At 41.0% G+C, this 13147-nt stretch carries 10 protein-coding genes; all 10 read left to right on the plus strand.

Annotated elements, in window-relative coordinates; genetic code table 11:
* The first annotated feature begins 117 nt into the window (after positions 1–117).
* The 10 genes from CE058_RS12790 (at position 118) to CE058_RS12835 (ending at position 13146) form a co-directional block, all read left to right on the plus strand.
* Positions 118–1659: an acyl-CoA carboxylase subunit beta gene (locus tag CE058_RS12790; protein WP_163143082.1), complete on the plus strand. Its 1542-nt coding sequence runs from the start codon at positions 118–120 to the stop codon at positions 1657–1659.
* Positions 1660–1842: 183 nt separating this feature from the next.
* Positions 1843–2736 carry a 2-dehydropantoate 2-reductase gene (locus tag CE058_RS12795; protein WP_163143085.1) on the plus strand — a complete coding sequence of 298 codons (894 nt, stop codon included), beginning with the start codon at positions 1843–1845 and terminating at the stop codon, positions 2734–2736.
* Positions 2737–2746: 10 nt separating this feature from the next.
* Positions 2747–3133, plus strand: a complete 387-nt coding sequence (locus CE058_RS12800; RefSeq protein ID WP_309486291.1) for a DUF3397 domain-containing protein — start codon at positions 2747–2749, stop codon at positions 3131–3133.
* Positions 3134–3275: 142 nt separating this feature from the next.
* Positions 3276–4910, plus strand: coding sequence for a bacillithiol biosynthesis cysteine-adding enzyme BshC (gene bshC / locus CE058_RS12805; RefSeq protein ID WP_163143088.1), 1635 nt, complete (start codon positions 3276–3278; stop codon positions 4908–4910).
* Positions 4911–5188: 278 nt separating this feature from the next.
* Positions 5189–5620, plus strand: coding sequence for a division/cell wall cluster transcriptional repressor MraZ (gene mraZ, locus CE058_RS12810; RefSeq protein WP_048011616.1), 432 nt, complete (start codon positions 5189–5191; stop codon positions 5618–5620).
* A gap of 111 nt (positions 5621–5731) precedes the next feature.
* Positions 5732–6664, plus strand: a complete 933-nt coding sequence (gene rsmH, locus CE058_RS12815; RefSeq protein WP_048011615.1) for a 16S rRNA (cytosine(1402)-N(4))-methyltransferase RsmH — start codon at positions 5732–5734, stop codon at positions 6662–6664.
* Between the two features lie 34 nt (positions 6665–6698).
* On the plus strand, positions 6699–7064 hold the full coding sequence (gene ftsL / locus CE058_RS12820) for a cell division protein FtsL (RefSeq protein WP_163143091.1): 366 nt from the start codon (positions 6699–6701) through the stop codon (positions 7062–7064).
* Positions 7064–9286 carry a penicillin-binding protein gene (locus CE058_RS12825; protein WP_163143094.1) on the plus strand — a complete coding sequence of 741 codons (2223 nt, stop codon included), beginning with the start codon at positions 7064–7066 and terminating at the stop codon, positions 9284–9286. Before ftsL ends, CE058_RS12825 begins: the two co-directional genes overlap by 1 nt.
* A gap of 98 nt (positions 9287–9384) precedes the next feature.
* A complete protein-coding gene (locus CE058_RS12830; protein WP_048011612.1) occupies positions 9385–11301 on the plus strand; it encodes a stage V sporulation protein D in 1917 nt (638 codons plus the stop codon).
* A gap of 384 nt (positions 11302–11685) precedes the next feature.
* Complete coding sequence (locus CE058_RS12835) at positions 11686–13146, plus strand: UDP-N-acetylmuramoyl-L-alanyl-D-glutamate--2,6-diaminopimelate ligase (protein WP_163143097.1); 1461 nt, start codon at positions 11686–11688, stop codon at positions 13144–13146.
* The last annotated feature ends 1 nt before the right edge of the window (position 13147 follow it).

Here is a 13147-nt window from a genome sequence, read left to right on the forward strand (position 1 = left end):
CGTAGTGTCGATTGATCGAAGCGCAAGCGGAGATCTTAGCGACACTAGAACGCGACTAACAATCAGGGGATAAGGCGTCCTGATTGAATTTTCACTTTATATTCGAGGAGGATGGGAATGACTACTGCAAAGACATTAACTGAGACGCTCCAGGAAAGAAGCAGGGTAATAGAAGCGGGCGGACATCCAAAATATCATGAAAAGAACGAAGCACAAAATAAACTATTTGTCAGAAGACGGCTTGAGCTTTTGTTTGATGACGGATTCTATGAGGAAGATGGAAAATTTGCGAACTGCCAGGAAAATGACCTTCCTGCAGATGGAGTTGTTACTGCAGTTGGAAAGATAAACGGACAGACTGTTTGCGTAATGGCGAATGATTCAACGGTAAAAGCCGGCTCCTGGGGTGCGAGGACGGTTGAAAAGATCATCCGTATTCAGGAGACAGCAGAGAAGTTGAAAGTTCCGATTCTATACCTGGTTGACTCTGCCGGTGCCCGTATTACGGATCAGCTTGAAATGTTTCCGAATAGACGCGGAGCAGGAAGAATTTTTTATAACCAGGTTAAGCTTTCAGGCATGATACCGCAGATTTGCCTCCTTTTTGGACCATCTGCGGCCGGCGGAGCTTATATACCTGCATTTTGTGATATTGTTATTATGGTAGATCAAAATGCTTCTATGTATCTTGGATCACCAAGGATGGCAGAAAAGGTTATCGGGGAGAAGGTAACCCTGGAAGAAATGGGCGGCGCCCGCATGCATTGTTCTGTCAGCGGATGTGGTGATGTCCTTGCTTATAGTGAGGAAGAGGCTATTGAGTCAGCAAGAAGGTATTTGGCATATTTCCCGGCAAGCTTTAAAGAAAAACCTGCGAGGCTGGAAGCCGTCATGCCAAAATCCGGCCGTGCCCTAGAAGAAATCATCCCAAAAAATCAAAATGCCCCATTTGACATGTATGAGTGTATTGATTCCTTGATTGATGAAGGCAGCTTTTTTGAAATTAAGAAGCTTTTTGCTGCGGAACTGATTACCGGACTTGCCCGAATAGGCGGAAGGCCAGTAGGAATTATTGCCAACCAGCCAAAGGTTAAAGGCGGCGTTTTATTTGTGGATTCTGCGGACAAAGCAGCGAAGTTTATTCAGCTTTGTGATGCTTTCCATATTCCGCTGTTATTCCTGGCGGATGTCCCTGGATTCATGATCGGGACGAAGGTTGAAAGAGCCGGAATTATCCGTCATGGTGCCAAGCTTATTGCTGCCATGAGTTCTGCAACAGTTCCGAAAATCTCTGTTGTTGTCAGAAAGGCATATGGAGCCGGATTGTATGCAATGGCTGGTCCGGCATTTGAGCCTGATTGCTGCATAGCATTGCCAACAGCACAAATTGCAGTAATGGGACCTGAAGCAGCAGTAAATGCTGTTTATTCCAATAAAATCAATGCGATTGAAGATCCAAAAGAAAAGATTAAGTATGTTCAGGAAAAACAGCAGGAATATAAAGAAACAATTGATATCTACAAGCTTGCCTCTGAATTAATTGTTGACGATATTGTTGCACCTTCAGATTTAAGAAATGTTTTAATTAATCGATTTACACTTTATGAGACTAAAGAACTGACATTTAGTGTCCGGAAACATCCGGTTTATCCGGTTTAATACTCATCATTAAAAATCCCTTTTTCGATTTTCGAAAAAGGGATTTTTTTTAAAGGATTTAGCTGATGGAAAATGGAATTAAGAAATAACTATTAGATTTCATTTAAAAATATTCCTTTTTACCCATGAATTTATCTTATTTTGTTAAAATATGTTTAAAAAGTAAAAATGGTGGAGTCTATTATGAAAATAGCTATTATCGGAGGAGGCGCTGTCGGCCTTCTGTTTGCCCATTACTTAAATGAAAATCATGATGTGCGTATCTATGTGAGAAACAGCATTCAGCTGAATAAGCTGCACAAAAACGGACTTACAATCGAGAGAAATGGAATCCGCAGCAGTACCCGCGTTAAGTCATGCCATTTTAGTGAGTGGAAGGGGGAAGAGGATTTAACAATCGTTGCGGTTAAGCAATACAGTATTCCTGATTTGACAATAGATTTATTGAAGATGGATGCTTGCAAATCCGGATCATTTTTGTTTCTGCAAAATGGGATGGGGCACTTGAAGTGGGCAGAAATGCTGGGAGCTGATAACCTTTTTGTGGGCAGTGTTGAGCATGGTGCCTTAAAGACAGCGCCTGACACTGTGATACATACTGGGGTAGGAGTCACAAAAGTGGCAGCATTAAAGGGAGATATGGATTTTTTGAAGAAAATATCCGATTCGTCATCTTGTTTTTTTCCATTTGTTTTCGCTGGGGATTATTTGGAAATGCTAATTCAAAAATTAATCGTCAACAGTCTGATAAACCCTCTCACTGCAGTTCTCCGTGTTAGAAATGGTGAACTGCTTTCGAATAAATATTATTATCAGCTGTTTTTAAAGTTGTTTGACGAAGTAAGTGCCATATTAAATATCACTGATAAAGCAGCTGCTTTAAACCATGTGAAAAGTGTCTGTGAGGAAACAGGGATGAACAGATCCTCAATGCTTAAGGATATTGAAGAAGGCAGGGAAACAGAGATAGATGCTATTTTAGGCTATATCCTCAAGGAAGCTGAAATGAAGAAGATGTCTGCTCCTTATACAGAAAGTCTTTATTGTCAGATTAAAGGCAGGGAGAGGGGGAAATAAGTTGAACACTGTGTTCTCAAGCCTGATTGCAACGCTGGTGACCATACCGCTGCTCGGGTATCTGGCTGTTTTTATTATCAGCAAACAAATTACAAAAAAACATAAAAAGTCGGTACATATTGCCTTGGATGTCAGCACTTTTTTATTTATATTGTCGGTTCACTATTTAATTATCGTTATCTGGGATAAATCTTTTCTATGGATGATTATTCTATCCCTGCTCATTACAGCTGTCATTTTTATTATCATTCATTGGAGAATTAAGCATGAAATTAATATGCGTGTCTTATTTAAAGGATTCTGGAGATTTAATTTCCTGCTCTATCTAACAGCTTATATTATCTTGATGCTAATCGGTCTGGTTCAAAGGGTAACTTCCGTTGTTTTCATACCTTAATAAACAGGTTTATAAATATTATAATTTAACATTTAGAATTGAAGCCTTTAGGTAAGCAAAGTTTTTTTCTTTTCAATTAAGACAATGCTATACTCATAAGATGAAAATCAAAATGATCAGCTATGAGAAAGGAAGTTCATTAATGGAGATTCTTAATCTCTCATTACCGGCAACAAACCGGTTTGCAACAGATTATATTGCACAAACAGAAGAACTTATGCAGTTTTTTCACTATCGTTATAATTCGGATTCTGATTATAAAGCAAGGTTAGCTGAACTAAAGGGCCGTTCGTTTATGAGAAATGAACTTTCTCAATATATTGGAGAGTTTATGGATCGTTTTCCTTCTTCCCCAGCAGTTTATGACTCGCTAAATAAGCTTAAGCAAGACAATAGTGCAGTGATTATCGGAGGGCAGCAGGCAGGGATTTTGACGGGACCTCTTTATACAATACATAAAATCATCTCAATCATTCATCTTGCAAAACAGCAGGAAAGTAAGCTGGGCATTCCCGTTGTACCTGTTTTCTGGATTGCCGGCGAGGATCATGACTATCAGGAAGTAAATCACATTTTTATCGAGAAGAATAATAAAATGGAAAAAATGACTTATCCTGAAAAAGTATTAGAGAAGAAAATGGTTTCAAATATCCCTTTGAACCGTGAAAAGTGCAGGGCATGGGTGGAAGACATCATTGAAACTTTTGGAGAGACCGAACATACAAAAAATCTCCTTTTGATATTGGAAGAAAAAATTATGCATTCCCAAACCTATGTGGATTTCTTTGCCGGCATTATCATGCATTTATTTAAAGAAACAGGGCTTCTTCTGGTTGATTCCGGTGACCCAAGGCTCCGCAAACTTGAAAGCAGTATTTTTGGCAAACAGATTAAAGGCTTTGAAGAAATTACAAACCGTGTGAAAAGCCAGCAGCATAACCTGAAGAATGCGGGATTTCCAAATGCCATTGATTTAAGTGAAAATGCTGCCAACCTGTTCTATTATGACGAAAAGCATAAAGAAAGGGTTCTTTTGGAGTTCAATCAGGAGAAAAAGGTATTTACGGGGAAGGAGTGCTTCCATGAGTTTACCATGATTGAGCTTCTGGAGATTGCTGAAAATCATCCGGAAAGACTGAGCAATAATGTGGTGACAAGACCCATCACTCAGGAATGCCTGTTTCCGGTTCTTGCCTTTATAGCCGGGCCTGGAGAAATTGCCTATTGGGCTGAACTTAAAATGGCATTTGAATGGTTTGGGATGAAAATGCCTCCTATTATGCCACGTTTAAATATAACCTTTTTAGAACGGTCTATAGAAAGTGATTTTGGCGAATTAGGACTTGATTTGCAGTCTGTGCTCATATCAGGAACGGAAGCAATGAAGGAAGTTTATTTAAAGAGTATTAAAAATGAAAGCATAGAAGACCAGTTCCGTAAAACAAAGGATCAGTTAATACAAAATTATAAGCTTATTGAAGAGCTTACATTAAAAGATGTTAGTGCCCTTCTTCCACTGTTGAAAAAAAATGAAGAGCTGTTATTAAAGCAGATAGAATTCATGGAGAATAAAATCCAGAAATCCATACAGCAAAAATATGATGTGGTCATAAAAAAATATGAAAAAGCGGAAAACTCCCTGAGACCGGGCGGAATTCCTCAGGAGAGAGTGTGGAATATTCTGTATTACCTTAATAAATATGGGACAGATTTTCTTGAAGAATTACTCCATTTCTCGTTTGATTTTGATGGGACACACAAAGTCATAAAAATTTAATATTCGCCATTATTCTTCGGACCTTATCCATTTGGATAAGGTCCTTTTTTATATAAAAAAGAAGGTGAAACCTCTTTATCACCTGTGATTTCCCCTTTAAAAAACCATGTGTAAAAACAGTAAAGAGTTTAAAGAAAATGTAATAAAAAGACGAACGGATAAAAAGCAAATATCTTATAGGAAGCAGGATTTTAAATGTAGTGGTAGAATAATTAAAAACATGTGGAGGAAAGTGGGGGATTGTGGTACATTTGAGTTAGAAAGTGGGTGCAGTGGGTATGTTCATGGGTGAGTTCCATCACAACGTTGATAATAAAGGCCGTCTCATCGTGCCATCCAAGTTTCGTGATAACCTGGGTGAAACATTTGTTTTGACACGCGGACTTGATCAATGTTTGTTTGGCTACCCATTGGATGAGTGGAGGCAGCTTGAAGAGAAATTAAAAGGCCTGCCGCTAACTAAAAAAGATGCCCGTGCATTTACCCGTTTTTTCTTTTCAGGTGCCACTGAATGTGAAATAGATAAGCAAGGAAGAATAAATATAGCTTCCCCTCTTCTGCAATATGCAAAATTGGAAAAAGAATGTGTAGTGCTGGGCGTTTCCAATCGGATCGAGATATGGAGCAAAAATCTTTGGGAAGATTATTTTGCAGAATCAGAGGAATCTTTTGCTGATATTGCGGAAAATATGATTGGGTTTGATATATAATGGGAATGTTTTAGTAATATAATTTCCCATGAAACAAAGATACTTGTTTAGCTCCAGATGCTTAAAATGCGTCTTGTGCTTCTCTGATTGGAAAGGTGGATTCTTTCAACAATGTTTGAACATACAACAGTACTATTAAAGGAAACAGTAGAAGGCTTAAACATCCATCCTGATGGTGTGTATGTGGATTGTACACTGGGCGGAGCAGGCCACAGTAAATTAATTCTTTCCCAGCTGTCTGAAAAAGGAAAGCTATACGCATTTGACCAGGATGACACAGCAATCGCACACGCAAAAGAAAAGCTGGCTGAATATGGCGACAGAATCACGATTATCAAAAGTAATTTCAAGTATCTTCAGGAAGAGCTTGAAAACCTTGGCGTTTCTAAAGTGGATGGTGTTTTATATGATCTTGGCGTTTCTTCACCTCAGCTGGATACACCTGAAAGAGGATTCAGCTATCATAATGATGCCCCGCTTGATATGAGAATGGATACTGCTGCTGATATTTCCGCTTATGATGTAGTAAACAGCTGGGAATATGGTGAACTTGTAAAAATCTTCTTCAGATATGGAGAAGAGAAATTCTCAAAGCAAATTGCGAGGAAAATTGAAGCGGCCAGGGAAGTTTCTCCAATAGAAACAACAGGCCAGCTGGTAGAAATTATTAAAGAGGCCATTCCTGCACCTGCCAGGCGAAAAGGCGGACATCCCGCCAAGCGTGTTTTTCAGGCAATTAGAATAGCTGTTAATGATGAACTGGGTGTATTTGAAGATTCTCTGCACCAGGCTATTGACATATTAAATCCCAATGGAAGAATCAGCGTAATTACGTTTCACTCACTGGAGGACCGAATTTGTAAAGCTGCCTTTAAAAAAGCCAGCGAAACACCAAATCTGCCTCCCGGCCTGCCGATTATTCCTGATGAATATAAGCCAATCTTAAAGTTAATTAACAGAAAGCCGATTCTGCCTTCAGAGGAAGAGCTGGAACATAATAATCGAGCAAGGTCCGCAAAGCTGAGAATAGCAGAAAAGCTTTAATCGAATAGAGAAAATAAATTACAGGAGGGGAATTATGAGCAATTTAGCCCGAAAAATACAGGAAGAAAAACAATTTGATGTTCAAACCCAGCCCGTACAGGCCCCGAAGAAATTAAAAACAAAAAAGTCCTGGCTATCCCCCGGCGAGAAAATACTGGGACTTGCTTTCACTGGCATTGTTTGTTTTGGTGCAGTGCAAATGGTTTCAAATCAGGCGGCCATTTACGAAGTAAACAAAGAAATTCAGCAAACAGAAGAAGCAATCCAAACGCAGAACAAAGTGAATACAGATCTTAGTATGCAAGTGAGCGAATTAAGTACATACGAACGCATTAAAGCGAAAGCTGAAGCTATGGGTCTCAAATTCAGCGGAAATAATGTCAAGGTCGTGGAAGATTAATGAAGAAACAGCCAAATATCAATTTTGGAGCAGCGATATTATTTTTAATATTCAGCCTGCTCTTTTTTGTATTAATTTTTCGCTTTGTTTCTATTCAGGCAACAGGTGAGGCAGCAGGTCACGCACTTGCGGCTAAGGCTCAGCAGAAATATGAACGCGAAAAGACCATTCAGGCCAAAAGGGGTACCATTTATGACCGAAATGGAGAAGTCATTGCCGAGGATACTATTTCTTACAAGCTTGTAGCAATCCTGGACAAAAGCATGAAACCTGATTATGTGAAAGACCCCGGAAAAACAGCAGCGGCGCTTTCTAAAGCTATTGACCTGGAAGAGTCAGAGATTTACAGGATTTTAACAAAGAAAACAAAAGATGGAGAAAAACCATTCCAGGTTGAATTTGGAAAAGAGGGCCGCGATCTTCCGCTAAAGACAAAAAGAGAAATAGAAGATATGAAATTGCCCGGGATTACATTCATTACAGATTCCAAGCGGTTTTATCCAAATGGAGTCTTCGCCTCACATTTAGTGGGATATGTCGAAAAGAAAAAATCAAAAACAAATAAGACCGATACAGTCGGGATGCTGGGCCTCGAGCAGAGCTTAAATAAGGTGCTCACAGGAAAAGATGGGAAATTCAGCTATGAAAGTGATATATGGGGCTATCTGCTTCCTAATGGAGATCAAAAAATCCAGCCTGCTCAAAATGGCAAAGATGTGTATCTGACGATCGATAAGAAGATCCAGACCTTCCTCGAAGATTCTATGAATAAAGTAGACGAGGAATATAAGCCGAAAAAAATGGTTGCAGTAGTCGCTGATGCTAAAACAGGCGAAATTTTGGCTATGGGACAGAGGCCGTCCTTTCATCCGAAAACTAAGGAAGGCATAGAAGACACTTGGCATAATGAAGTGATTGAAAACTCATTTGAGCCCGGATCAACCATGAAGATTTTTACTTTGGCTGCTGCCATTGAGGAGGGTGAGTTTGATCCGAATGAATGGTATAAATCAGGAAGTTATAAAGTGACCGAAAATTCACCGGCTATACGGGACCATAATCAGGGCCGCGGCTGGGGGTCGATTACTTACCTTGAAGGTGTTCAGCGTTCATCGAATGTGGCTTTTGCGAAAATCGTGAAAGAAAAGCTTGGGTATGAAAAATACAGGGAATATATAACAAAGTTCGGATTTGAAAATCCGACGGGAATTGACCTGCCAAATGAAACGGGTGGAAAGATCGCTTATGAGTGGCCGCTTGATAAGGTAACTACGGGATTCGGACAAGGTTCGGCCATTACGCCTATTCAGCAGATACAGGCAGCTACCGCCATTGCGAATGACGGCAAAATGATGCAGCCACATGTCATCAGCAGTATTGTTGATGGCGATAAAAATGAAGTCGTGAAAAAAACAAAGCCGAAGGTGAAGGGAAATCCCATCTCTGCAGAAACGGCAAAGAAAGCCAGGGATATCCTGGAAACAGTTGTGTCATCTGAAAAAGGAACAGGGTATAAAAGGTATAATATCGAAGGCTACGAGGTTGCGGGAAAAACGGGGACTGCCCAGATCCCCGATCCAAATGGCGGGGGATATTTAACAGGTCATGAAAATTTTATCTTCTCGTTTTTAGGCATGGCGCCAAAAGATGATCCTGAACTGATCATCTATGTAGCGGTCCAGCAGCCGGATATTGACCTCAGTACAAATGGTGCAGAACCTGTTGCTAAGATTTTTACACCGGTAATGAAAAGCAGTCTGCAATATTTAAATATAGAACCGGCAAAAGAACTAAAGGCAAACTCGGAACAAGCGCCTGAAGTGGAAGGAAAAACAGTTGAGGAAGCAAAAGCACAATTGAAAAAATCCGGATTTGAAGCTATTGTGCTGGGAAAGGGCACCAAGGTGCAAAGGCAGGTCCCTGGCAATATGTACAATTTGCTTGAAGGCGAACGAGTGATCTTAAAGACGGATGGCGAATTAACAGTGCCTGATATGTCTGGATGGTCGCTAAGGGACGTCATGAAGGTGGCAAAGCTTGCTGACTTAAAGCTTAATACTGTTGGAAGCGGATATGTGGTGAAACAAAATCTAAAAGCCGGTTCTACACTTAGGGAAGGTGACTATTTAATAGTCGAACTTGAGCATCCTGCTGAGAAATATAATGAGGAGAACGTCAAATCAGAAGAGAAGCAAGAAGAAGAGGAAGCAGTGCTTGATTAAATGGAGAACGTACTGCCGGATGTGCGGCAGTGCGTTCTATTCGTTTTGGTACAAGCATATATTGGAACGAGCCATAATTTAAGGAGGTTCGTCCGTACATGCGTGTTTCAAATGTAACCGTTCGAAAACGGCTGACTGCAGCGTTGTTTGTTGGTATTCTCGTTTTTTTTATAATTGATTTGCGTCTGGGATATGTTCAGTTTTTTCTGGGGAATATGCTTACAGATGGCGCAAAGGAGCTCTGGAGCAGAGATATCCCCTTCGAGCCGGAAAGAGGAGAAATCGTTGACCGAAATGGTGTTCCGCTGGCAACGAATGTCAGTGCTCCAACTGTCTATGTTGTACCCAGACAAATCAAGGATCCTGCAGATGCTGCAGAGAAATTGGCTGCAGTACTGAATATGCCAAAAGAAAAAGCCTATGAGCTTATCACCAAAAGGGCATCAAGTGTGAAGATTCCTCAAGGCAGAAAGATTTCCCATGAAAAAGCGAAAGAAATCCGTGCATTGGGTATTGAAGGAGTTTACATTGGTGAAGATTCAAAACGCCACTATCCTTTTGGTAATTACCTATCGCATGTTTTGGGATTTTCGGGAATTGACAATCAGGGTCTTATGGGTCTTGAATTATATTATGATGAAGAACTAAAGGGAAAAAAAGGATCTGTTAAGTTTTATGCGAATGCAAAGGGTGAACGGATGAACGATATGGCGGATGACTACAAGCCGCCAGTTGATGGAATGGATTTAAAGCTCACCATTGATTCCAAGATTCAGACAATCGTAGAAAGGGAGCTTGATATTGCCCAGGCTGAATACAACCCTGATGGAATAATAGCAATTGCCATGAATCCAAATAATGGAGAAGTTCTTGCCATGGCCAGCAGGCCCGATTTTGACCCTGCAAATTTCAGGAATGTACCCCCGGAAATTTACAACCGCAACCTGCCAATCTGGAGTACATACGAGCCTGGTTCTACATTCAAAATTATCACTCTGGCAGCTGCGTTAGAAGAGGGAAAGGTAGACTTGGAAAAGGATCATTTCCACGACCCGGGATCTGTTGAAGTTGGCGGTGCCAGACTGAGATGCTGGAAAAAGGGAGGCCATGGCAGCCAGACTTATCTGGAAGTAGTCCAGAATTCCTGTAACCCTGGTTTTGTAGAGCTGGGTGAGCGATTAGGCAAAGAAAAACTGTTTAAATATATCCGCGACTTTGGGTTCGGCGAAAAGACCGGTATCGACCTGCAGGGCGAAGGGAAGGGGATTCTATTTAATCTCGATCGGGTTGGTCCTGTTGAGCAGGCAACTACTGCTTTTGGACAGGGAGTTTCCGTTACCCCGATTCAGCAGGTAGCAGCCATTTCGGCAGCCGTTAATGGCGGAACACTATATACCCCTTATATAGCCAAAGAGCTTATTAATCCTGCTACCGGGGAAATATTGATGAAAAAATCACCTGATGCAAAGAGAAAAGTAATCTCAAAGGAAACATCTGATGAAATCCGCAAAGCGCTTGAATCAGTTGTGGCAAAAGGATCAGGAAAAAAAGCGTTCGTTGACGGATATCGTGTTGGGGGGAAAACCGGGACTGCACAAAAAGCCCAAAATGGCCGGTACCTGGAAAATAACCATATCGTATCATTCATAGGGTTTGCACCTGCTGATGATCCTCAGCTCGTCGTGTATGTGGCTGTGGATAATCCAAAAGGAACCGTTCAATTTGGGGGTGTTGTTGCCGCTCCGATTGTAGGAGAAATCATGGGGGACAGTTTGCGGGCAATGGGTGTAAAGCCTCGCAAAGATCAAATTGAAAAAGAGCTGACATGGATGGATTCCCCGATGATTGAGGTTCCGGATATGGTAGGTCTGACAAAGAAAGACCTCGGTGAACTATATCTAAACCTGAAAATTGATGCCAGCGGGACAGGAAATACGGTGGTGAAGCAAACGCCTCAGCCGGGCATTAAGTTAAAAGAAGGTTCAACGATCCGCCTTTATTTTGATGACAAATAAGAATAAGAATGAGGGCGGCTTCCTCCTGCGCCGCCTGAATTTTTTTGTTTGTAAGGAAACTGTAACATATTTTCAAGGTTTGGCTTCTATATATTAAATAGCTAAAAAAGTAATTATCCTGTACAATATATATCGCCATCATTTAGAATGTTATTTTGATTATATTTATTTATCGCAGTCTAACGGGCAGTAAGACCCCACTTCAAGACTCAGAGGAATCAATGGTGATAAGCGGGGGTCAAACTGCCCGTATAGGCCCGATTGGTTCAACTAACAATTAGCGGGGAAAAAGCACTCCCCACTAATTGAAGTTTCACTTTATACTGGCCAGCTTCACTAAAAAAGGAATAGTTTGCTCTGTTTAACATGAGAGGAATGGTAAAGATGGAATTACATAAACTGCTGCGATTTTTACAGCCTTATATGACATATAAAGGGGAAAACCCTGAAATCACAGCGATTGTTAACGATAACCGGAAAGTTCTGCCTGGAAGTCTGTTTATTTGCATTGAGGGCTATACGGTGGATGGCCATGACTTTGCAGCTTCTGCTGCCGAAAAAGGCGCAGCAGCTGTAATTGCCCAAAAAGAGCTGGACTTAGATATCCCGGTTATAGTAGTTAAAAATACAAAACGGGCGATGGCCGTGCTGGCTGATGCTTTTTATGAACAGCCGAGCAAGCAGCTTCATCTAATTGGCATAACAGGGACTAATGGCAAAACAACCACAAGTCATTTAATTGAAAAGATTCTTGCTGATGCAGGAAGGAAAACCGGCTTAATTGGCACGATGTATACGAAGATTGCCGATGAAACTTTTGAAGTGAAAAATACTACTCCTGAAAGCCTGACTTTGCAAAGTACATTTAGAAAAATGGCAGATGCTGGTGTGGATTCAGCTGTAATGGAAGTGTCTTCTCATGCACTTGTTGAAGGCCGTGTTCATGGCTGTGATTTTAATATAGCCGTATTTACGAACCTGACACAGGATCACCTGGATTATCATAAAACGATGGATGAATACAGAAGAGCAAAAGGGCTGTTGTTTGCCCAGCTTGGAAGCGCCTATAATCATGGAGAACCGAAGTATGCCATTTTAAATTCAGATGACCCTGCTTCCGCAGAATATGAAGAATCGACGGCTGCTCATGTCATTTCCTACGGAATTGATCAGGAAGCTGATCTGCGGGCCGTTAATATTCAAATGACTGCTGCCGGTACGGAATTTGACTTAATCTCTCCATTCGGAAAGCATAAAGTTTCTTTAAAAATGATAGGAAAGTTCAGCATCTATAATGTACTAGCAAGTATTGGAGCAGGTATCGCTGCAGGCATATCAATCTCTCAAATCATTAAATCTGCAGAAGAAGTTAAAGGAGTAGCCGGCAGATTTGAAACCGTAGACGCAGGCCAGGATTTTTCTGTGATTGTTGATTATTCACATACACCGGACAGCCTGAAAAATGCGCTGGAAACGGTAAAGCAATTTGCCCTGAAGCGCATTTTCGCCATCGTGGGCTGCGGAGGAGACAGAGACAGATCCAAACGACCGTTAATGGCAGAAATTGCCTGCCAATACAGTACAGACCCAATCTTTACTTCAGATAATCCGAGAAGTGAAGACCCGATCCAAATCCTGAGGGATATGGAAGAGGGAGTAAAAGAAGAAAGTTATAAAATAATCGTCGATCGAAAAGAAGCCATTCACTATGCGGTGAAAAATGCCAGTGCAGGAGACGTTATCTTAATAGCAGGAAAGGGCCATGAGACCTATCAGATTGTAGGCAGCCATGTTTTTGACTTTGATGACCGTCTGGTGGCAAAAGAGGCTATAGAGGAGCGATAAA

Source organism: Bacillus sp. 22-7, assembly GCF_010628845.1.
Classification (GTDB): Bacteria; Bacillota; Bacilli; order Bacillales; family Cytobacillaceae; genus Cytobacillus; species Cytobacillus firmus_B.

Bases quoted from the DNA above. Each gene is read 5' to 3' on its own strand.
- CE058_RS12790 (WP_163143082.1), top strand. From the start codon at position 118: ATGACTACTGCAAAGACATTAACTGAGACGCTCCAGGAAAGAAGCAGG.
- CE058_RS12835 (WP_163143097.1), top strand. From the start codon at position 11,686: ATGGAATTACATAAACTGCTGCGATTTTTACAGCCTTATATGACATAT.
- mraZ (WP_048011616.1), top strand. From the start codon at position 5,189: ATGTTCATGGGTGAGTTCCATCACAACGTTGATAATAAAGGCCGTCTC.
- ftsL (WP_163143091.1), top strand. From the start codon at position 6,699: ATGAGCAATTTAGCCCGAAAAATACAGGAAGAAAAACAATTTGATGTT.
- bshC (WP_163143088.1), top strand. From the start codon at position 3,276: ATGGAGATTCTTAATCTCTCATTACCGGCAACAAACCGGTTTGCAACA.
- rsmH (WP_048011615.1), top strand. From the start codon at position 5,732: ATGTTTGAACATACAACAGTACTATTAAAGGAAACAGTAGAAGGCTTA.
- CE058_RS12825 (WP_163143094.1), top strand. From the start codon at position 7,064: ATGAAGAAACAGCCAAATATCAATTTTGGAGCAGCGATATTATTTTTA.
- CE058_RS12830 (WP_048011612.1), top strand. From the start codon at position 9,385: ATGCGTGTTTCAAATGTAACCGTTCGAAAACGGCTGACTGCAGCGTTG.
- CE058_RS12795 (WP_163143085.1), top strand. From the start codon at position 1,843: ATGAAAATAGCTATTATCGGAGGAGGCGCTGTCGGCCTTCTGTTTGCC.